Here is an 18,426-nt window from a genome sequence, read left to right as displayed (position 1 = left end):
TCACTTACTAATCAGGTGCAAAGGGGAGTGAGCTTCTATTGACGTCTGGAGCACCCGAAAAATGGCCCTGGTGTCCGGAAGTTGCCGCAAACGTTACGGGATCGCCGTGCGCATTGGCCTTGAGCTCATAAACCCGCCGGGGGATGACTGGCGATGAATAGCCCGATTCTACACCGTCTTCCTGTAGGAGCGAGCTTGCTCGCGAAGATCGTCAACGATAACGCAGTGCTATCAGGTAGCCCGCGTTGCCTGTGAGTGCTTCGCGAGCAAGCTCGCTCCTACAGCCAGCTTGCGTCCCACAGCGGGTATTGGCCGATATGCTCCACCAGGCCGGCTCGCAACGGGTTGGCCACGATATAGCGGGCCATGGCCTTCAAGTCATCCTCTTTGCGTAGTGCTTGGTCGAAGTAGCCTTTTTGCCAAATAGTCCCGAAGGAGTGCCTCGCCTGGTTGATGGCACGAGCACTTCGTGACTTGGTGATTCGCATTAGCCTTGGCAGATCGCCGTTATGCAATTGCACCAGCCAGTGGAAATGGTCTGGCATGACCACCCAGGCCAAAGACGTTGCCTCGCCTTCTTCCTGGGCATTTTTGAATTGGCTGACAAGCAGGCGCCCGGTACGCCAATCCTTGAAGATTGGCAGGCGTTGATGAGTGACGGCGGTGAGTAGGTAAATCCGGTCCGTCTCGGAGTAACGTCCGGTACGGAGCCGATGCGCGTTTTGCTGGCTGGACATTCCTTCGTCCCCTTCTTCTGATGGAAGAAGAACGGTAGAAGTCTTAGGCGTTTATAGGCGCTTAAACAGTGTTTTCAGCTATGTCCCGAACACTGGTTGTAGGAGCGAGCTTGCTCGCGAAAATCGCCAACGATGACGCAGCGCTGTCAGTTAGCCCGAGTCGTCGATACGTTTTTCGCGAGCAAGCTCGCTCCTACAGGTGTCGGTTAGCTATTGGGCAGCAGACGGCACGTAATGCTCTTGATGTAGCGCGTCTCGGCAATCGCCGGGTGCACCGGATGATCCGGGCCCTGGCCGCCACGCTCCAGCATCTGGATGTTGCGGTCCAGGTGGCGGGCGCTGGTCAGCAGGATGTTTTGCAGGTCGTCTTCCGGCAGGTGCATGGAGCACGACGCGCTGACCAGGATGCCGTCCTTGCTGAGCAGGCGCATGGCTTGCTCGTTCAGGCGGCGGTAGGCGCCTTCGCCGTTCTTCATGTCTTTCTTGCGCTTGATGAAGGCCGGTGGGTCGGCGACGATCACGTCGAAGCGTTCTTCGCTGGCTTTGAGCTCTTTGAGCGCTTCGAACACGTCGCCTTCGATGCAGGTCATCTTCTCGGCAAAGCCGTTCAGCGCGGCGTTGCGCTCGACGCCGTCGAGGGCGAAGGCGGAGGCGTCGACGCAGAACACTTCACTGGCGCCGAAGGCAGCAGCCTGCACGCCCCAGCCGCCAATGTAGCTGTACAGGTCGAGCACGCGCTTGCCTTTGGCATACGGGGCCAGGCGGGCGCGGTTCATGCGGTGGTCGTAGAACCAGCCGGTCTTCTGGCCCTGGATCACCGGGGCTTCGAATTTCACGCCGTTTTCTTCCAGTGCAACCCACTCCGGCACCAGGCCGAACACGGTCTCGACGTAGCGGTTGAGGCCTTCGGCGTCGCGCGCGGCGGAGTCGTTCTTGAACAGGATGCCGCTTGGCTTGAGCACCTGGGTCAGCGCTGCGATCACGTCTTCTTTATGGGCTTCCATGGTCGCCGAGGCGATCTGCACCACCAGGATGTCGCCGAAACGGTCGACCACCAGGCCTGGCAACAGGTCGGAATCACCGTAGACCAGGCGGTAGAACGGCTTGTCGAACAGGCGATCACGCAGGGACAGGGCGACGTTCAGGCGATGCACCAGCAGCGACTTGTCCAGCGGCAACTTGATGTCGCGCGACAGCAGGCGCGCGCAGATCAGGTTGTTCGGGCTCATGGCCACGATGCCCAGGGTCTTGCCGCCGGCCGCTTCCAGGATAGCCTGGTCGCCCGCCTGGAAGCCGTGGAGTGGGGTGGCGGCCACGTCGATTTCGTTGCTGTAGACCCACAGGTGGCCGTTGCGCAAACGACGATCGGCGTTGGCTTTGAGACGCAGGCTTGGCAGGGACATGACGTCGCTCCGGAAAAAAGAGCGGGAGTATACCTGTTGCGGCGCGGTTCATGTGGGAGCGGACTTGCCCGCGATGCAGACGGCGCGGTGTATCAGACGTACGGCGGTGATGCTGTTGCAGGCAAGCCCGCTTCCACATTTGATCCTATTTCGTTCGGGTTTTTGAGGTGTCGGTCAGGTTTGCTAAGAGGGTAGAATCGCACCCTAGTCCAGAGTAAGTACTTATGTCCCAAGAGCTATCCGCCGAACAGATCCAACAGGCCCTGCAAGGCATCAGCGTGCCGCCCCAACCGCAAATCATGGTGGATTTGCAGATGGAGCAGTACATGCCCGATCCGGACCTGGAAGTGATCGCGCGGCTGATCGCCCAGGACCCGGGCCTGTCCGGCGCGTTGCTGAAGATCGTCAACTCGCCGTACTACGGCCTGAGCAACAAGATCGCCTCGATCCAGCGCGCCGTGAACCTGTTAGGCAGCCGCTCGATCATCAACCTGATCAACGCGCAGTCGATCAAGGGCGAGATGAGCGACGACACCATCGTCACCCTCAACCGCTTCTGGGACACCGCCCAGGATGTGGCCATGACCTGCCTCACCCTGGCCAAGCGCACCGGCTCCCAGGCCGTGGACGAAGCCTATGCCTTGGGCCTGTTCCACGACTGCGGCGTGCCGCTGATGCTCAAGCGCTTCCCCAATTACATGGCGGTGCTCGAAGAAGCCTACGCCAATGCCGGCCCTGACTGCCGGGTGGTCGACACCGAGAACCGCGCGTTCAACACCAACCATGCGGTGGTCGGCTACTACACCGCCAAGTCCTGGCGCCTGCCGGAACACGTGACCGACGCCATCGCCAACCACCACAACGCCCTGGCGATCTTCAGCGATGAATCGTCGCGCAACCCGCAGCTGAAAAACCTGCTGGCGATGCTGAAAATGGCCGAGCATATCTGCTCGTCCTACCGCGTACTGGGCAACCAGGCGGTGGACCATGAGTGGAACGCCATCAGCCATCTGGTGCTGGACTACGTGGGCCTGTCGGATTACGACTTCGAAAGCATGAAGCTGTCGATCCGCGAACTGGGCGCCCACTGACCCTTCCTACACGAGGTATGCATGCCCGAGTTACCCGAAGTCGAAACCACCCGACGCGGCATTGCCCCGCATCTGGAAGGCCAGCGCGTCAGCCGCGTGGTGGTGCGAGAGCGGCGCCTGCGCTGGCCGATCCCGGAAGACCTGGATGTGCGCCTGTCCGGGCAGCGCATCGTGCTGGTGGAGCGGCGGGCCAAGTATTTGTTGATCAATGCCGAAGTGGGCACCTTGATCAGCCACTTGGGCATGTCCGGCAACCTGCGCCTGGTGGAAGCCGGGTTGCCGGCGGCCAAGCATGAGCATGTGGACATCGAACTGGAGTCGGGCCTGGCCCTGCGCTACACCGACCCGCGACGCTTTGGCGCGATGCTCTGGAGCCAGGACCCGCACAACCATGAGCTGCTGATTCGCCTGGGGCCGGAGCCGTTGACCGACCTATTCGATGGCGAGCGGCTGTTCCAGCTGTCCCGTGGGAAGTCGATGGCGGTGAAACCATTCATCATGGACAACGCGGTGGTGGTGGGCGTGGGCAATATCTACGCGACCGAAGCCCTGTTTGCGGCGGGGATCGACCCACGTCGCGCAGCAGGCGGCATTTCACGGGCGCGTTATTTGAAGCTGGCGATCGAGATCAAACGGGTACTGGCGGCGGCCATTGAGCGTGGCGGTACCACGTTGCGGGACTTTATCGGTGGCGACGGGCAGCCGGGATACTTCCAGCAGGAGCTGTTCGTGTACGGCCGTGGGGGCGATGGCTGCAAGGTCTGCGGGACTGAACTGCGCAATGTGGTGCTGGGGCAGCGGGCGAGTGTGTTTTGCCCCAAGTGCCAGCGCTGATTGCTGTGTGAGGGCTGAGATTGCTACCGGGGCAAGCCCCTCCCACACTGACTGTATTCACCAACAGCTAGCTGTGAACCCGGTCAAATGTGGGAGGGGGCTTGCCCCCGATGAGGCCCTCAAGCCTTGCCAGTAATCTTGCGGTACTTCTCCATCAGTTGCTCTTCCGACTCCGGATGGGCTTCGTCCAGCGGAATGCAATCCACCGGGCAGACCTGCTGGCACTGAGGTTCGTCGTAGTGGCCCACGCACTGGGTGCACAGGTTCGGGTCGATCACATAGATCTCCTCACCTTGGGAAATCGCAGCGTTCGGGCACTCGGGTTCGCAGACGTCGCAGTTGATGCAATCGTCGGTGATGATCAGGGACATGGAAACTCCTGCCAGGGCTGTCAGCCAAGGCATCTGGAAAACTAATGCGCGCAATTGTGCCGCATTGGCGCCCGCAGTGCGAGCGGGCGCCGATCGAGCGGGGTTACTTCTTGAAGCGCAGGGTCAGCGCATCCGCCACAGCCGGGTGCACGAACTTGGTGATATCGCCGCCCAAAGCGGCAATTTCACGCACCAACGTCGAGGAAATGAACGAATAACGCTCCGACGGAGTAAGGAACAGGCTTTCCACGTCCGGCGCCAGTTGGCGGTTCATGTTGGCCAGCTGGAACTCGTATTCGAAGTCCGACACCGCGCGCAGCCCGCGCAGGAACACATTGGCATTCTGTTCCTTGGCAAAGTGGGCGAGCAGCGTGGAAAACCCCACCACCTCCACGTTGGGCAGGTGCTTGGTGACCTCTCGCGCCAGCTCCACGCGCTGTTCCAGTGGAAACAGCGGGTTTTTCTTGGGGCTGGCCGCGACCGCGATGATCACATGGTCGAACAAGCGAGAGGCGCGTTCGACCAAATCGCCATGGCCTTTGGTAATCGGGTCGAAGGTACCTGGGTACAACACTCGGTTCATCGCGTCGTCCTGGCGGAGTCCGTTGGGGAACCGGATGGTATCGCAGCCATCCCTGTCGGCCAAGTCAACTTATGCAGAAGAAGCCTCGATAGACCGGGTTTTTTCATGCCGTTTTCAGACGTTCGGCCAATGCTGTCGCCAGTTGGGCGGTTAATCCATACACGGATAATTGTGGGTTGGCGCCAATACTGGTGGGGAACAGGGAGCCATCGTGGATCGACAGGTTGCGTAACTGGTGATGACGACCCAGGCTGTCGGCCACCGCATTTTTGGGGTCTTCACCCATCGCACAACCGCCCATCACATGAGCACTGCCCAGGCAGGTTCGATGCAGCTCAAGGTTCAGGCCATCGATCATCGCGCGGGCCTCACCCAGGGTTTTCACGTAGCGCGCGTCGTGGTGCAGTGGCTTGACTGACTGCGCGCCAGCGGCGAACTGGATCTCGGCCATGCTGTGGAAGGCGCGACGCAGGCCGTCCCAGGCGTAAGCCGAGACCTGATAGTCGAGCACCGGCGTGCCATCGCCACGCAGTTCCACAGTGCCGCCGACGCTGTCCGGGTGAAAGCCATCGCGCAGCAGGGCCAGCATGGCGTGGGTGTTGGGCAATTGGCTCATGTCCAGGGCGTTCTGCGCGCCGTATCCGCCGAGCAAGGTGCTGGCCAGCGCTGGATGTAAGGGCGGAGCCTCCAGCTTGTAAGACATTTTTCCGGTGGTGCCGTCTTGCCATTGGAAATGGTCCGAATAGATCGACTGCGGCGCGCCGTAGAACGGGTTGATGACCTCGTCGAACAGTCCGGCGGAGAAATTCACCAGGTGCAGGAAGGTGCGCTTGCCAACGCGCGAGTGCGGGTCGGGGGCGTCCGAACGCATCAGCAACGCCGGGCTGTTGATGCCGCCGCCGGAGAGTACGTAATGCTTGGCCTTTACCGTGATCTTGCGACCGGTGGGCGCTACACATCGTTCGTCCATCGCCACGCATTCGAGGCTACTGATGGTGTCGCCGCTGTACCTGAGGCGATCAGCGCGGGCGAGGTAAAGCAGCTCGCCGCCTTTTTCCAGGGTGGAGGGAATGGTGGTCACCAGCATCGACTGTTTGGCATTGACCGGGCAGCCCATGCCGCAATACCCCAGGTTGAAGCAGCCACGCACGTTGCGCGGGATCACGTGCCAGCTGTAGCCGAGCTGTTCGCAGCCTTTGCGGATGACATCGTTGTTGGGGTTGGGTGGCAGGGCCCAGGGCGCGATGCCGAGGCGTTGCTCCATCTTTTCGAACCAGGGGGCCATTTCGGCACTGCTATGGCCTTTCACCGCGTATTCGCTGGCCCAGTGGGAAAGGGTGGCGTCGGGCGTGCGAAAGCTCGACGTCCAGTTGATCAAGGTGGTGCCGCCCACCGCCCTGCCTTGCAGGATGGTAATCGCACCGTCCTTGCTCATGCGCCCGATACCCTCCTGATAGAGGCTGGTGTAGGCCTCGTCTTCGAGCAGTTTGAAGTCGCTGCTGGTCTTGAGCGGGCCTTCTTCGATCAGCAGCACCTTGTAGCCAGCGGCGCTGAGGATTTCAGCCGTTGTACCGCCACCCGCGCCACTGCCAATGATGGCAACGTCGGCTTCCAGGGTCAGGTCGCTGTCGAGGGCGGCGCCGTTGTGGGTTTTCCAGCCGCGGGCCAGGCCCTCGCGGAACAGATCGGGTACGGGCATAGGTGTGCACTCTTGTTGTTATAGGCAGCCAATGTGGGAGGGGGGTTGCCCCCGAAAGCGGAGGGTCAGGCAATAAATTTTTTCTGATACACCGCCATCCGGGGCAAGCCCCCTCCCACATTTGATTAGGTTTTCAAGGCTAGATCTTCGGTGGGCCGGGATAGCCACAGTGGGCCCACGATGCCGGCTGGAAATACCACGCCATGATCACCAGCTTGAGCAGCGAGCCCTGGCCCATGCGCAGCAGGTTCAGGTAGCTGTTCTCCCAGCGGTGCAGGAAGTTGCGGATCTGCTCGGGCTCGGCGTTTTCCCAGCTGCCCCAGATCCCGGTCAACGGGCCTCGGGTAATGCCCATGCCGAGCACGTCAAACAATTGCTGGGTAAGCTTGAACATTTCTGGCGACAGGTGCTGCAGGCTGAAGTCGAGTTTTTTCAGCGTGCCCTCGATTCCGCTGGCGACTGCCTCGGTGCTCGCGACACCTTCCAGCAGCACCGGGATCACCGCGCGCAGGAACGGCAGGTCACTGCTGCGCAACATCGCAAATCCGCTGGCCGGCGTGCTGCTGGAACAGCCGCTGAGGCTGGCGCCCAACCCGGCGGTGGCCAGGAAGGCGCTGGCGCACAGGCCGATTTTCAGGACGCCGCGCCGTGACAGCGCGGGTGTATCAGTCAGGCTGGGGTTCATTGTTTTTATTGTCCCGAGAGTGGCGATATCAACGGATAAACAGCTTCTGGATCAGCTTCTGGATCGATTTTCCGTAGGGCGGGTAGATCAACTTCGCCGCATTCAAGCGCTGCTTGACCAGCACACCCTTGGCCTTGCTGAAAGTGAGAAAGCCTTCATGCCCGTGGTAGTGGCCCATGCCTGAAGGGCCGATACCGCCGAAAGGCATATCGTCCTGGGCCACGTGCAGCAGCGTGTCGTTCAGGCATACGCCGCCGGAATGGGTCTCGTGCAGCACGCGGTTCTGCTCGCCCTTGTTGTAGCCGAAGTAGTAAAGGGCCAACGGGCGAGGGCGCTGGTTGACGTAGGCAAACGCCTGGTCGATGCCGCGATAGGGCACGATGGGCAGCACCGGGCCGAAGATCTCGTCCTGCATCACCGTCATGTCATCGCTGACATTCAGCAGCAGGCTGTGGGCCATGCGCCGGGCCTGGCCTTGATCGTATAGCGGAACCAGCGTGGCGCCTTTGTCGATGGCGTCCTTGATGTAGGCATTCAGGCGCGCCAATTGCCGCTCGTTGATGATGGCCGTGTAGTCCGGGTTGTCGGCGAGCGTGGGGTAAAACCCGCGCACGGCCTGGGTGTAGGCCTCGACGAAGGCGTCCACGCGCTCTTCCGGCACCAACACATAGTCCGGCGCCACACAGGTTTGCCCGGCGTTCAGCGCTTTACCGAAGGCGATGCGTTCGGCGGCGTCCTTGAGGGGCACATCGGCCGAGACGATGGCCGGCGACTTGCCGCCCAATTCCAGGGTGACCGGGGTCAAGTGCTCGGCCGCCGCGCGCATCACATGTTTGCCAATGCTGGTAGCGCCGGTGAAGAGCAGATGGTCGAAACGCAGTCTGGAAAACGCCATGCCCACTTCGGCTTCGCCCAAGACCACGCACACCAGGTCTTCGGGGAAGATCTTTGCCAGCAGCTTTTTAAGCAATTCGCCGGTGGCCGGGGTGGATTCGCTGAGCTTGAGCATCACCCGGTTACCCGCCGCCAACGCACCGACCAGCGGGCCGATGGCCAGGTACAGCGGGTAGTTCCATGGCACGATCACGCCGACCACGCCCAACGGCTGATAGATGACCTTGGCGGACGCCGGCTGGAAGGCAATGCCTACAGCGCGGCGCGAAGGTTTCATCCAGCCCTTGAGGTGTTTGCTGGCGTAGTGGATGCCATGCAGGCTCGGCATCAGTTCGGCGAACAGCGTTTCGTCGGCGCTGCGGTGGCTGAAGTCCTGGCTGATCGCGCTGATGAGTGCCTGGCGTTCATCGCTGAGCAATTCGCGCAGCGCCTTGAGCCATTGCTGGCGCTGGGCTGCAGGCGGCATGGGATTGGCCGCGTAGGCGTGGCGCTGGGCGTCGAACAGGTCCTGGAGTTGATCCAGCGCCTGGGAATCTTGCAGGTAGGCAATGTTGGCAGACATGGCGCAGTTCCCGATTGTTATAGGTCTGCCTGGATTTTTAGAGTTATTACTCTAAGTTGTCAAATATCATTGCAGCAACATGCTGTTTTATCCCGGCCGGGATAGGCCGTAAGATGCCCCTTCACGTGTATAGAAGCTGATTCCCCTATGGCACCACGAGTAAAGACCAGCGAGCGCATTGTGCAAACCAGCCTGGAGCTTTTTAACCAGCAGGGAGAGCGCAGTGTGAGCACCAACCATATCGCTGCCCATATGGAAATTTCACCGGGCAACCTGTACTACCACTTCCCCAACAAGCAGGCGATCATCGCCGTGCTGTTCCGTGAATACGAAGCCTTGGTGGACAGTTTCCTGCGCCCACCCGAGGGGCGTGCAGCCACGGTCCAGGACAAGCGTTTCTACCTGCAGGCCCTGCTGGCGGGCATGTGGCGCTATCGCTTCCTGCACCGCGATCTCGAACACTTGCTGGAGAGCGACCCGGAACTGGCCACCGGCTACCGGCGTTTTTCCCAGCGCTGCCTGACCCAGGGCAATGCCATTTATCGAGGTTTTGTCGATGCGGGCATCCTCAATATGGACCCGATCCAAACCGAAGCCCTCACCCTCAACGCGTGGATCATCCTCACCTCGTGGGTGCGCTTTTTGTGCACCACCAATGAAAACTCCGCGCACTTGAGCGCCGAAGCGATCAAGCGCGGGGTGTATCAGGTCCTCGTGCTGGAAGCGGGGTTTGTCACCCCCCAGGCCAAGGACGCAGTTGACGCGCTGTTCAAAGAGTTTTACGTGCCGTTGAGTCAGGCACTGGAAGAAGTGAAGTAGGACCTTTCCCGAATTTATCCACAGGAGTCCGTCATGCCGCTTGCCCAACTGATCAGCCCTACGCAATTGGCCGAACGCCAGAAGGCCGGCGGGTTGGTGATCCTGGATTGCCGATTTGCCTTGGAAGACCCGGACTACGGGCGTTGCAGCTATGCCGAAGGGCATATTGACGGTGCGCAATACGCCGACCTGGAGCGACATCTCAGTGGACCAGTGACCAAAGGCGTGACCGGTCGTCATCCGTTGCCGGCGGCAGATACCTTGGTTCAGCAATTGCGGGCGTGGGGCATCAGCGACGATACCGACGTGGTGTTGTATGACGATGGCCCCGGCGCGTTTGCCGCCCGGGCGTGGTGGTTGCTGGCGTGGCTGGGCAAGCGGGAGGGCGTGTTTATCCTCGATGGCGGCCTCAAGGCCTGGCATGCCGCAGGTTTCCCGTTAAGCCTGGACGCGCCGCTGGTGGAGGTCGGTACCTTGGCGGGTACACCGGACAACCACCTGCTGCTGGACGCGGAGCACCTGCAAAAGCGCTTGGGCCAGCCGGGGCTGACGCTGATCGATGCTCGCGCCCAGCCGCGTTTTCGCGGCGAAGTGGAGCCGATTGATCCAGTCGCCGGGCATATCCCCGGGGCGCAATGTGCGGCGTTCAACGAGAACCTGGGCAGCGACGGGCGATTCTTGCCGGCCGATCAGCTCAAGCAGCGTTTCGCCGCTCACTTGCAAGGGCGCTCGCCGGATGAACTGGTGGCGTACTGCGGCTCGGGCGTGACCGCGTGCCACAACCTCTTTGCCCTGAGCTTGGCGGGTTATCCGTTGGGCAAGTTGTATGCGGGGTCGTGGAGTGAGTGGATTACCGATCCCGCGCGGGCCATCGCTACCGGTGACTGAGCAACCACGCGGGAATGCGGCGCTCCAGGTAATAACCGGGGCGCTTTAAGGTTCCATCGACAAACCCGACATGTCCGCCCTTGGCTGTCAGCTCAAATTCAGTGCACTCCGACAACTCAACTGGCTCAGGCAGGCTGTGGGCGAACACGAACGGGTCATCGGCGGCGTGGATGATCAGGGTGGGCGTGCGGATACTGCCCAGGTAATAGCGGCTGGACGCACGGCGGTAATAGTCTTCGGCATTGAGGAAACCGTGCAGCGGCGCTGTCACCCTCCCATCGAAATCCCAGAACGTGCGCATTTTCTCCAGCGAGCCCAGAGCTTCCAGCGTTTTTAGCCCGTCCGCGCGGCCGTCCTGTAGGAAACGGCTCTGCTTGACGCGGATATACGCCAGCATCTCACGCATGAAGTGCTTCTGATAAACCCGCGAAAAGCCCAGCCCGATGCGGTCCGCGCACTGATCCAGACGAAACGGCACCGACACTGCCGCCGCACCTTGCAACCCCGATGCCGCCCCGGTTTCACCCAGGTGTTTGAGCAGCACATTGCCGCCCAGCGAGTAACCCACGGCATACAGCGGCGCCAACGGCCGCTTGGCACGCAGATGGGCAATCGCTGACGCCAGGTCTTCGCTGGCGCCCGAGTGATAGCTGCGTGCCAACAGGTTCGGTTCGCCCGAACAGCCCCGCCAGTTCAGCGCAGCACTGGCCCAACCCTGGGCGGCGAGGGCTTTTTGCAGGCCGGCGACATAGGGCGAGTTGGAAGAGCCGGTCAGCCCGTGCAGCACCAGCACCAACGGCGCTTGCGCATCGTGAGGACCGTGCCAGTCGAGGTCGAGGAAATCGCCGTCGTCCAGCCACAGGCGTTCACGCTGGCGCTCGAGGTGGGTGGTCGCGCGCCACAGCGGCCCCCACAGTGTTTGCAGGTGGGGGTTGCCGAGGCCGAAGGCCGGAGTGAACAGCGGGGTGGAGGGCTTCATGTAACTCTCGGTGCTATGGCGGGCCTGTCGTGGTGAGCGGGCTTGTCCCGCGCTGGTGGCGCAGCGGCCCCAGCGGGAGCACGTTCCCTCACCACAGGTTAAGCGGCGCTTTCGACCGAGCGCTGCCACAGCGCGTAATACACTCGCCCGGACTTCTGTTCCCGATGCAGGCGCCATGTTGCCGGGAGGCCGAGGGTGGACGGGGCGGTCTCGCTTTCAGTGTAGATCCACGAGTCGGGCGCCAGCCATTGGCGTTCTTCCAGCAGGGCACACACGGTGGGGAGCAGGTTCTGGTTGAACGGTGGGTCCAGGAACACCACGTCGAACTCACTGGCCGGCTGGGTTTCCAGGTAGCGCAGCGCGTCGGCGGTCTGTACCTGGCCGGTGGTGCAACGCAGCGTGCCCAAGTGTTCCTTGAGGCTGGAAACCGCCACGTTGCTGGCGTCCAGCGCCTGTCCCAGGGCGGCGCCACGGGACAGCGCCTCCAGGAACAGCGCGCCGCTGCCCGCGAACGGGTCCAGCACCTTGGCGCCGGCGATGTAGGGCGCGAGCCAGTTGAACAGGGTTTCACGCACGCGGTCTGGCGTCGGGCGCAGGCCCACTACGTCGGGGAAGCTCAGCTTGCGGCTGCGCCATTCGCCGCCAATGATGCGCAGCTGGCCCACACCGTTGTGGACGTTGTGGACGGGTTTTTTCGGGCGAGATGAACTGGCCATTAATGCTCCGGAACCCCGAGCGGCTGCTCGGCGGGTTTATCAGTGGGGGGCGGTAGTGGCTTTTGCGCAGTCGTCGGGCCGGCGGTCACGATGACCATCTTGTCGGCGCTCAAGTGTTTGTTCAAGGCAGCCTTGACCTGCTCTACGGTCAGGGCCTGGGATTGTTTCATGAAATCTTCCAGATAGGTCAGCGGAAGGTTGTAGAACCCCATCGCCCCCAACTGCCCGACGATATCGGCGTTGCTCGCCGTGGACAGCGGGAAGCTGCCGGCCAGTTCGCGCTTGGCGTCATCCAGTTCCTTTTGCGTCGGGCCAGTCTTGAGGTAGTCGGCCACCACGTCTTCCACCAGGCGCAGGGTGCCGCCGCTCATTTCCGCGCGGGTCTGCAACTGGACCATGAACGGGCCACGCACCTGCATCGGCGAGAAACCGGAGTACACGCCGTAGGTCAGGCCGCGTTTCTCGCGCACTTCACTCATCAGGCGCGTGCCGAAACCGCCGCCGCCGAGGATCTGGTTGCCCAGGGACAAGGCTGCGTAGTCGGGGTCGGCGCGGTCGATACCCAGTTGGGCAAACAGCAGGTGCGTCTGCTTGGACGGAAACTCGATATGGCTCAGGCCGGCTTTCGGTTCGGTCGGTTGGGCGATCTTCGCCAGTGCCGGGCCCTTGGGCAGCGATGCCGACACCTTGGCCGTCATGGCCTCGGCTTCGGCGCGGCTGAGGTCACCCACCACCGCAATGACCGCGTTACCGGCGGCATAGGCTTTGGCATGAAACGCCTGCATCTGCGCGAGGGAGATCTTCGGCACACTTTCTGGCGTGCCTTCGCTCGGGTGCGCGTAAGGATGATCGCCGTACAAGCGCTTGAACAACTCGAGGCTGGCCAGCTTGCCCGGGTTCTGCTTCTGGTATTCGAAACCGGCGAGGATCTGGTTCTTGATCCGCGCGAGCGAGTCGGCGGGGAAGGTCGGCTTGCCGATCACCTCGTCAAACAGCTTCAGGGCCGCGTCGCGCTTGTCGCCGGCGCTCAGGCTGCGCAGGGACACCAGCGCCATGTCGCGGTAGGCGCCATTGCCGAAATCCGCGCCCAGGCCTTCGAAGTCGCGGGCGATCTGGCTCACGTCCTTGCCCGGTACACCTTCGTTGAGCATGGCGTTGGTCATCAGCGCCAGGCCGGGCACGTCGCCGTCCTGGCTGCTGCCGGCGGCGAACAGGATGCGCATGTCGAACATCGGCAGCTCGTGGGCTTCGACGAACAGCACCTTGGCGCCTTCGGCGGTGGTCCAGGTCTGCACGTCGAGCTTGCGGTTGGTCGGCGCCTTGCCGTCCAGCTCCGCGAGGGATTGCAGTTTATTGGCCTTGTCCAGCGCCGGGCTGGCGACGGACTCGCTCGGGCGCAGGAAATACACGGCGCTGGCGGCCATCAGGGTCACGGCGATGAGACCGGGGAAAATCAGGCGGCTGCTGTTGCGATCACTCATGAGCGGTCTCCTGGGGCAGGACATGGGCGACGCTGAGACGTTCGCGGGTAAAGTAGGTGCGCGCGGCCTTCTGAATATCTTCCGGAGTCACGCTTTGCAGGTCGGCGAGCTCGGTGTCCATCAGCTTCCAGGACAGGCCGACCGTTTCCAGCGAGCCGATGGCCGTGGCCTGGCTGGTGATGGAATCACGCTGGTAGACCAGGCCGGCGATGACCTGGGCGCGGATGCGTTCCAGTTCTTCGGCCGTTGGCGGCTTGGCTTTCAGCTCATCCAGCAGGCGCCACAGGCCGGCTTCGGCTTGGGCGATGGTTTTCTTTTTCTGCTGGTTGGGGGTGGCGCTGAGCATGAACAGCGTGTCGCCACGGGTGTAGGCGTCGTAGTTGGTGGAGGCGGCGGAAACCAGCTCTTCACCGCGTTCGAGTTGCTCGGAGATGCGCGCGCTGTAGCCGCCGTCCAGCAACGCCGAGAGCAGGCGCAGGGCCTGGACCGAGCGTTTGTCTTCGGCGGTCGCGAGGCCCGGCACGTTGAAGCCCAGGATCACGCTCGGCAATTGGGTCTGCACGTGCAGGGTCAGCAGGCGCTCGCCGGGCTCGGCCAGTTCCATCGGAATCTTGGCGGGTGGGACGTCACGCTTCTGGATCGGGCCAAAGTAGCGCTGGGCCAGGGTTTTCACCTCGTCCGGGGTGACGTCGCCGACCACCACCAGGGTGGCGTTGTTGGGCACGTACCAGGATTGGTACCAGTGGCGCAGTTCTTCGACCTTCATGCGGTCCAGGTCGGCCATCCAGCCGATGGTCGGCGTGTGGTAACCGCTGGCCGGGAACGCCATGGCCTTGAAGCGCTCGTAGGCCTTGGACATGGGGTTGTCGTCGGTGCGCAGGCGGCGTTCTTCCTTGATGACCTCGATTTCGCGGCTGAACTCGTCGGCCGGCAGGCGCAGGCTGGCCATGCGGTCGGCTTCCAGCTCGAAGGCCACGCCCAGGCGGTCTCGGGCCAGCACCTGATAATAGGCGGTGTAGTCGTCGCTGGTGAAGGCGTTCTCTTCGGCGCCGAGGTCGCGCAGGATCAGCGAGGCTTCGCCGGGCCCGACCTTGGCGCTGCCCTTGAACATCATGTGCTCCAGGGCGTGGGACAAACCGGTCTGGCCCGGGGTTTCGTAGCTCGACCCGACCTTGTACCACACCTGTGAAACCACCACCGGCGCGCGATGGTCTTCGCGCACGACCACCTTGAGGCCGTTGTCGAGGGTGAATTCATGGGTGGGTTGTGGGTCGGCAGCCAAAGCTGAAAGAGGCAGACAAACTGTGCTGAACAGCAGGCCTGCGGCGCGGCGGGCTAGAGCATTCATTCGTTTTTTAACCTGTTGGGCTGCCCGCTTGGTCTTAGCGTAGGCGGGCGAGGAGGTGCTAGGATACTGGTCGGATTTACGGACGGCCACTGCGGCAGTCTTGTCGGGGCCCTATTTAGGCCTTACAAAATGTTGCGCATGAACGAGCTGGCTAAAAAACAGTCTGTTACGCATCGAATTTTATTTACCGACGCGCCTGCTGGCGCGTCGCTACCTTGAGATAGCCGTCTCCATGTTTGGTTCCAACGACGACAAGAAGACCCCAGCTGCGGCTGGCGAGAAAAAAGGCCTGTTCGGATGGCTGCGCAAAAAGCCGCAGGAAACCGTCGAGGAACAGCCGCCGGTTCAGCCTGAGCCGACGCCTGAGCCAATAGTAGAAGCCGAACCGGTTGCCGAAACCCCGGCCCCGGTGGTGTTGCCGATGGCCGAGCCGGTGTTGCAGCCGGTGGTCGAGGCTGTGCCAGAGCCAGAGCCAGAGCCAGAAATCGAGCAAGCACCAGAACCAGAACCTAAACCATGGCTGGAACTGCCAGTGGCCGAAGAGCCGGTGGCGCTGGTTGAAGACGTGCAGGCCGAGCATATCGCCCCGCCGATTCCTGCCTTGGTCGAGCCGGTGGCCGTGGTGACCGAAGCCCCTGTGCCGGCGGTTATCGAGCCCGAGCCCGAGCCTGTTGCCGTTGCGGCGGTCGAAACCAGCAAGACCGGCTTCTTCGCCCGCCTCAAGCAAGGCCTGAGCAAGACCAGCGCCAGCATCGGCGAAGGCATGGCCAGCCTGTTCCTCGGCAAGAAAGTCATCGATGACGAACTGCTGGAAGACATCGAAACCCGCCTGCTCACCGCCGACGTGGGCGTCGAAGCCACCGCCGTGATCATCCAGAGCCTGACCCAGAAGGTCGCGCGTAAGCAACTGACCGACGCCGATGCGCTCTACAAATCCCTGCAGGCCGAACTGGCCGCGATGCTCAAGCCCGTGGAAGCGCCGCTGGTGATCACCCCGAACAAGCCGTTCGTGATCCTGGTAGTGGGCGTCAACGGCGCCGGCAAGACCACCACCATCGGCAAGCTGGCCAAGAAGCTGCAGTCCGAGGGCAAGAAAGTCATGCTGGCCGCCGGCGACACCTTCCGCGCCGCTGCGGTTGAGCAGTTGCAGGTCTGGGGCGAGCGCAACAAGATCCCGGTGATCGCCCAGCACACCGGCGCCGATTCCGCTTCGGTGATCTTCGACGCCGTGCAAGCCGCCAAGGCCCGTAACATCGACGTACTGATCGCCGATACCGCCGGTCGCCTGCACACCAAAGACAATCTGATGGAAGAGCTGAAGAAAGTCCGCCGCGTGATCGGCAAGCTTGACGCAGACGCCCCGCATGAGGTTCTGCTGGTGCTGGATGCCGGCACCGGCCAGAACGCCATCAGCCAGGCCAAGCAATTCAACCAGACGGTGCAACTCACCGGCCTGGCATTGACTAAGCTCGACGGCACGGCCAAGGGCGGCGTGATCTTCGCCCTGGCCAAACAGTTCGGGTTGCCGATTCGTTACATCGGTGTGGGTGAAGGCATCGACGACTTGCGCACCTTTGAAGCCGAACCCTTTGTACAGGCACTTTTCGCCGAGCGGGAGCGTTCATGATTCGATTCGAACAGGTCGGTAAACGCTATGCCAACGGGCATGTGGGCTTGCATGAGCTGAGCTTTCGAGTGCGTCGCGGCGAATTCTTGTTCGTAACCGGCCACTCCGGGGCTGGCAAAAGTACCTTGTTGCGCCTGCTGCTGGCCATGGAGCGCCCAACCACCGGCAAATTGCTGCTGGCGGGCCAGGACCTGGCCACCATCAGCAATGCGCAGATTCCTTACCTGCGCCGCCAGATCGGCGTGGTGTTCCAGAACCATCAGTTGCTGTTCGATCGCACCGTGTTCAATAACGTCGCCCTGCCGCTGCAGATCCTCGGGCTGTCCAAGGCCGAGATCGCCAAGCGTGTCGATTCTGCCCTGGAGCGCGTGGCGCTGTCGGACAAGACCGATCTCTACCCCGGCGACCTGTCCACCGGCCAGCAACAGCGCGTCGGCATCGCCCGCGCCATCGTGCACCGCCCGGCCCTGCTGCTGGCGGACGAACCCACCGGTAACCTCGACCCGCGCCTGGCGGCCGAGATCATGGGGGTGTTTGAAGACATCAACCGGCTCGGTACCAGCGTATTGATCGCCAGTCACGACCTGGCGCTGATCGCCCGCATGCGCCACCGCATGCTGACCCTGCAACGCGGCCGCCTGATCGGTGACGGGGAGGCCGGGGTATGAGTGCGACACGCAGCCCTAAAGTCTCCGAACGCGTGGCGCCGAAACCGGCCGACCCGCAACCGCAGAAGAAAAAACACGATCACGATGACGATGGCCCGGACTTCAGCACCCTGTTGCGCGCCTGGATCGAAAGCCATCGCGCCAGCCTGCTCGACAGCCTGCGTCGCCTGGGCAAGCAGCCCATCGGCAGCTTTTTCACCTGCCTGGTGATGGCTGTCGCGCTGAGCTTGCCGATGGGCTTGTCGTTGCTGCTCAATAATGTCGAGCGCCTGGGCGGTTCCTGGCAGCGCGCGGCGCAGATTTCCCTGTACCTGAACATCGACGCCAGCGCCAAGGACGGTGAGTCGCTGCGCGATGACATCAAGAACCTGCCGGGCGTGGCCGATGCCGAGTACATCAGCCGCGACCAGGCCCTTGAAGAGTTCCAGCAGCAATCCGGCCTGGGCGAAGCGCTCAAGGAGTTGCCAGAGAACCCACTGCCGGGCGTGGTGCTGGTGACCCCGAATGAAGTCGACAAGCCCGCACTGGAAGCCCTGCGTCAAAAACTCGCAGAGATGCCCAAGGTGCAACAGGCCCAGTTGGACCTCGTCTGGGTGGAGCGCCTGGCGGCGATCCTCAAGCTCGGCGACCGCTTCGTGTTCGGGTTGACGGTGCTGTTGGTGTCTGCATTACTTTTGGTGATAGGCAATACCATTCGTCTTCATATTGAAAACCGCCGCACCGAGATAGAAGTGATTAAACTGGTCGGCGGCACGGACAGCTATGTGCGTAGGCCCTTTCTCTACATGGGCGCGCTCTATGGCTTCGGTGCAGGGATTTTGTCCTGGGGAGTGCTGGCGTTTGGCCTTGATTGGCTGAACGATGCGGTGGTCGGGCTGGCCGGGCTCTACGGCAGTGATTTTGCCCTGGCCGGCGTGCCGGTAGCCGATGGTCTGAGTCTCTTGCTTGGCGCGGTATTGTTGGGTTATATCGGTGCCTGGATTGCGGTGGCACGTCATTTACGTGAGTTGGCGCCGAAGTAGTTAATGTCAGTTTAATGTG

General features: G+C 62.2%; 18 protein-coding genes. 7 read left to right on the top strand and 11 right to left on the bottom strand.

The features are described from left to right. Nucleotides 1-278: 278 nt before the first annotated feature. Both CQ041_RS03500 and CQ041_RS03495 read right to left on the bottom strand, forming a co-directional pair. The gene (locus CQ041_RS03500) at nucleotides 279-737 is read right to left on the bottom strand and encodes a transposase (protein ID WP_105521117.1); all 459 of its coding nucleotides are present in this window, start codon (nucleotides 735-737) and stop codon (nucleotides 279-281) included. Between the two features lie 206 nt (nucleotides 738-943). After that, the gene (locus tag CQ041_RS03495; protein WP_003195152.1) at nucleotides 944-2,140 is read right to left on the bottom strand and encodes a class I SAM-dependent rRNA methyltransferase; all 1,197 of its coding nucleotides are present in this window, start codon (nucleotides 2,138-2,140) and stop codon (nucleotides 944-946) included. Nucleotides 2,141-2,418: 278 nt separating this feature from the next. Here CQ041_RS03495 and CQ041_RS03490 point away from each other — a divergent pair, with 278 nt between their 5' ends. Together CQ041_RS03490 and mutM are read left to right on the top strand one after the other, a co-directional pair. Continuing rightward, complete coding sequence (locus CQ041_RS03490) at nucleotides 2,419-3,231, top strand: HDOD domain-containing protein (protein WP_177429352.1); 813 nt, start codon at nucleotides 2,419-2,421, stop codon at nucleotides 3,229-3,231. 21 nt (nucleotides 3,232-3,252) lie between these two features. Next, nucleotides 3,253-4,065 carry a bifunctional DNA-formamidopyrimidine glycosylase/DNA-(apurinic or apyrimidinic site) lyase gene (gene mutM, locus CQ041_RS03485; RefSeq protein ID WP_105521115.1) on the top strand — a complete coding sequence of 271 codons (813 nt, stop codon included), beginning with the start codon at nucleotides 3,253-3,255 and terminating at the stop codon, nucleotides 4,063-4,065. 119 nt (nucleotides 4,066-4,184) lie between these two features. Here the strand turns inward: mutM and CQ041_RS03480 are convergent, their stop codons facing one another. The 5 genes from CQ041_RS03480 to CQ041_RS03460 form a co-directional block, all read right to left on the bottom strand. Continuing rightward, nucleotides 4,185-4,436, bottom strand: a complete 252-nt coding sequence (locus CQ041_RS03480) for a YfhL family 4Fe-4S dicluster ferredoxin (protein WP_008364838.1) — start codon at nucleotides 4,434-4,436, stop codon at nucleotides 4,185-4,187. A gap of 103 nt (nucleotides 4,437-4,539) precedes the next feature. Further along, nucleotides 4,540-5,019, bottom strand: coding sequence for a pantetheine-phosphate adenylyltransferase (coaD, locus tag CQ041_RS03475; RefSeq protein WP_003176711.1), 480 nt, complete (start codon nucleotides 5,017-5,019; stop codon nucleotides 4,540-4,542). Between the two features lie 103 nt (nucleotides 5,020-5,122). Beyond that, on the bottom strand, nucleotides 5,123-6,718 hold the full coding sequence (locus tag CQ041_RS03470; protein ID WP_105521114.1) for a GMC family oxidoreductase: 1,596 nt from the start codon (nucleotides 6,716-6,718) through the stop codon (nucleotides 5,123-5,125). 139 nt (nucleotides 6,719-6,857) lie between these two features. After that, complete coding sequence (locus CQ041_RS03465; RefSeq protein WP_105521113.1) at nucleotides 6,858-7,403, bottom strand: twin-arginine translocation pathway signal protein; 546 nt, start codon at nucleotides 7,401-7,403, stop codon at nucleotides 6,858-6,860. 28 nt (nucleotides 7,404-7,431) lie between these two features. Further along, nucleotides 7,432-8,859, bottom strand: a complete 1,428-nt coding sequence (locus tag CQ041_RS03460; protein WP_105521112.1) for a coniferyl aldehyde dehydrogenase — start codon at nucleotides 8,857-8,859, stop codon at nucleotides 7,432-7,434. Between the two features lie 147 nt (nucleotides 8,860-9,006). Here CQ041_RS03460 and CQ041_RS03455 point away from each other — a divergent pair, with 147 nt between their 5' ends. Then, nucleotides 9,007-9,678, top strand: coding sequence for a TetR/AcrR family transcriptional regulator (locus CQ041_RS03455; RefSeq protein WP_105521111.1), 672 nt, complete (start codon nucleotides 9,007-9,009; stop codon nucleotides 9,676-9,678). Nucleotides 9,679-9,711: 33 nt separating this feature from the next. After that, nucleotides 9,712-10,566, top strand: a complete 855-nt coding sequence (locus tag CQ041_RS03450) for a sulfurtransferase (protein ID WP_105521110.1) — start codon at nucleotides 9,712-9,714, stop codon at nucleotides 10,564-10,566. Here CQ041_RS03450 and CQ041_RS03445 read toward each other — a convergent pair. The 4 genes from CQ041_RS03445 to CQ041_RS03430 form a co-directional block, all read right to left on the bottom strand. Beyond that, nucleotides 10,553-11,545: a hydrolase gene (locus tag CQ041_RS03445; protein WP_105521109.1), complete on the bottom strand. Its 993-nt coding sequence runs from the start codon at nucleotides 11,543-11,545 to the stop codon at nucleotides 10,553-10,555. The genes CQ041_RS03450 and CQ041_RS03445 overlap by 14 nt on opposite strands. Before the next feature lie 98 nt (nucleotides 11,546-11,643). Beyond that, entirely contained in the window at nucleotides 11,644-12,261 is a 618-nt protein-coding gene (rsmD, locus tag CQ041_RS03440; protein WP_105521108.1) for a 16S rRNA (guanine(966)-N(2))-methyltransferase RsmD, read from the bottom strand. Beyond that, nucleotides 12,261-13,742, bottom strand: coding sequence for a pitrilysin family protein (locus CQ041_RS03435; RefSeq protein WP_105521107.1), 1,482 nt, complete (start codon nucleotides 13,740-13,742; stop codon nucleotides 12,261-12,263). The genes rsmD and CQ041_RS03435 overlap by 1 nt, the downstream gene beginning before the upstream one ends. Further along, nucleotides 13,735-15,090, bottom strand: a complete 1,356-nt coding sequence (locus tag CQ041_RS03430; protein WP_105521106.1) for a pitrilysin family protein — start codon at nucleotides 15,088-15,090, stop codon at nucleotides 13,735-13,737. The genes CQ041_RS03435 and CQ041_RS03430 overlap by 8 nt, the downstream gene beginning before the upstream one ends. A 232-nt stretch (nucleotides 15,091-15,322) precedes the next feature. Between CQ041_RS03430 and ftsY the strand changes: the two genes are divergently transcribed. Genes ftsY through ftsX form a run of 3 tightly spaced genes read left to right on the top strand, consistent with a single transcriptional unit; the run spans nucleotide 15,323 to nucleotide 18,407 of the window. Continuing rightward, nucleotides 15,323-16,717, top strand: a complete 1,395-nt coding sequence (gene ftsY / locus CQ041_RS03425; protein WP_105521105.1) for a signal recognition particle-docking protein FtsY — start codon at nucleotides 15,323-15,325, stop codon at nucleotides 16,715-16,717. Beyond that, entirely contained in the window at nucleotides 16,714-17,385 is a 672-nt protein-coding gene (gene ftsE, locus CQ041_RS03420; protein WP_105521104.1) for a cell division ATP-binding protein FtsE, read from the top strand. The genes ftsY and ftsE overlap by 4 nt, the downstream gene beginning before the upstream one ends. Continuing rightward, nucleotides 17,382-18,407, top strand: coding sequence for a permease-like cell division protein FtsX (gene ftsX / locus CQ041_RS03415; protein WP_105521103.1), 1,026 nt, complete (start codon nucleotides 17,382-17,384; stop codon nucleotides 18,405-18,407). Before ftsE ends, ftsX begins: the two co-directional genes overlap by 4 nt. Nucleotides 18,408-18,426: the final 19 nt, after the last annotated feature.

Source organism: Pseudomonas sp. MYb60 (assembly GCF_002979555.1).
In the GTDB taxonomy this organism is placed as follows: Bacteria; Pseudomonadota; Gammaproteobacteria; order Pseudomonadales; family Pseudomonadaceae; genus Aquipseudomonas.
Note: the sequence above shows the minus strand (reverse complement) of the source record. Positions and strands in the feature narration are given on the sequence as shown.

Excerpts from the sequence above, each read along its gene's own strand:
- CQ041_RS03500 (WP_105521117.1), bottom strand. The coding sequence starts at position 737 with ATGTCCAGCCAGCAAAACGCGCATCGGCTCCGTACCGGACGTTACTCC.
- CQ041_RS03495 (WP_003195152.1), bottom strand. The coding sequence starts at position 2,140 with ATGTCCCTGCCAAGCCTGCGTCTCAAAGCCAACGCCGATCGTCGTTTG.
- mutM (WP_105521115.1), top strand. The coding sequence starts at position 3,253 with ATGCCCGAGTTACCCGAAGTCGAAACCACCCGACGCGGCATTGCCCCG.
- CQ041_RS03480 (WP_008364838.1), bottom strand. The coding sequence starts at position 4,436 with ATGTCCCTGATCATCACCGACGATTGCATCAACTGCGACGTCTGCGAA.
- coaD (WP_003176711.1), bottom strand. The coding sequence starts at position 5,019 with ATGAACCGAGTGTTGTACCCAGGTACCTTCGACCCGATTACCAAAGGC.
- CQ041_RS03470 (WP_105521114.1), bottom strand. The coding sequence starts at position 6,718 with ATGCCCGTACCCGATCTGTTCCGCGAGGGCCTGGCCCGCGGCTGGAAA.
- CQ041_RS03465 (WP_105521113.1), bottom strand. The coding sequence starts at position 7,403 with ATGAACCCCAGCCTGACTGATACACCCGCGCTGTCACGGCGCGGCGTC.
- CQ041_RS03460 (WP_105521112.1), bottom strand. The coding sequence starts at position 8,859 with ATGTCTGCCAACATTGCCTACCTGCAAGATTCCCAGGCGCTGGATCAA.
- CQ041_RS03455 (WP_105521111.1), top strand. The coding sequence starts at position 9,007 with ATGGCACCACGAGTAAAGACCAGCGAGCGCATTGTGCAAACCAGCCTG.
- CQ041_RS03450 (WP_105521110.1), top strand. The coding sequence starts at position 9,712 with ATGCCGCTTGCCCAACTGATCAGCCCTACGCAATTGGCCGAACGCCAG.
- CQ041_RS03445 (WP_105521109.1), bottom strand. The coding sequence starts at position 11,545 with ATGAAGCCCTCCACCCCGCTGTTCACTCCGGCCTTCGGCCTCGGCAAC.
- rsmD (WP_105521108.1), bottom strand. The coding sequence starts at position 12,261 with ATGGCCAGTTCATCTCGCCCGAAAAAACCCGTCCACAACGTCCACAAC.
- CQ041_RS03435 (WP_105521107.1), bottom strand. The coding sequence starts at position 13,742 with ATGAGTGATCGCAACAGCAGCCGCCTGATTTTCCCCGGTCTCATCGCC.
- CQ041_RS03430 (WP_105521106.1), bottom strand. The coding sequence starts at position 15,090 with ATGAATGCTCTAGCCCGCCGCGCCGCAGGCCTGCTGTTCAGCACAGTT.
- ftsY (WP_105521105.1), top strand. The coding sequence starts at position 15,323 with ATGTTTGGTTCCAACGACGACAAGAAGACCCCAGCTGCGGCTGGCGAG.
- ftsE (WP_105521104.1), top strand. The coding sequence starts at position 16,714 with ATGATTCGATTCGAACAGGTCGGTAAACGCTATGCCAACGGGCATGTG.
- ftsX (WP_105521103.1), top strand. The coding sequence starts at position 17,382 with ATGAGTGCGACACGCAGCCCTAAAGTCTCCGAACGCGTGGCGCCGAAA.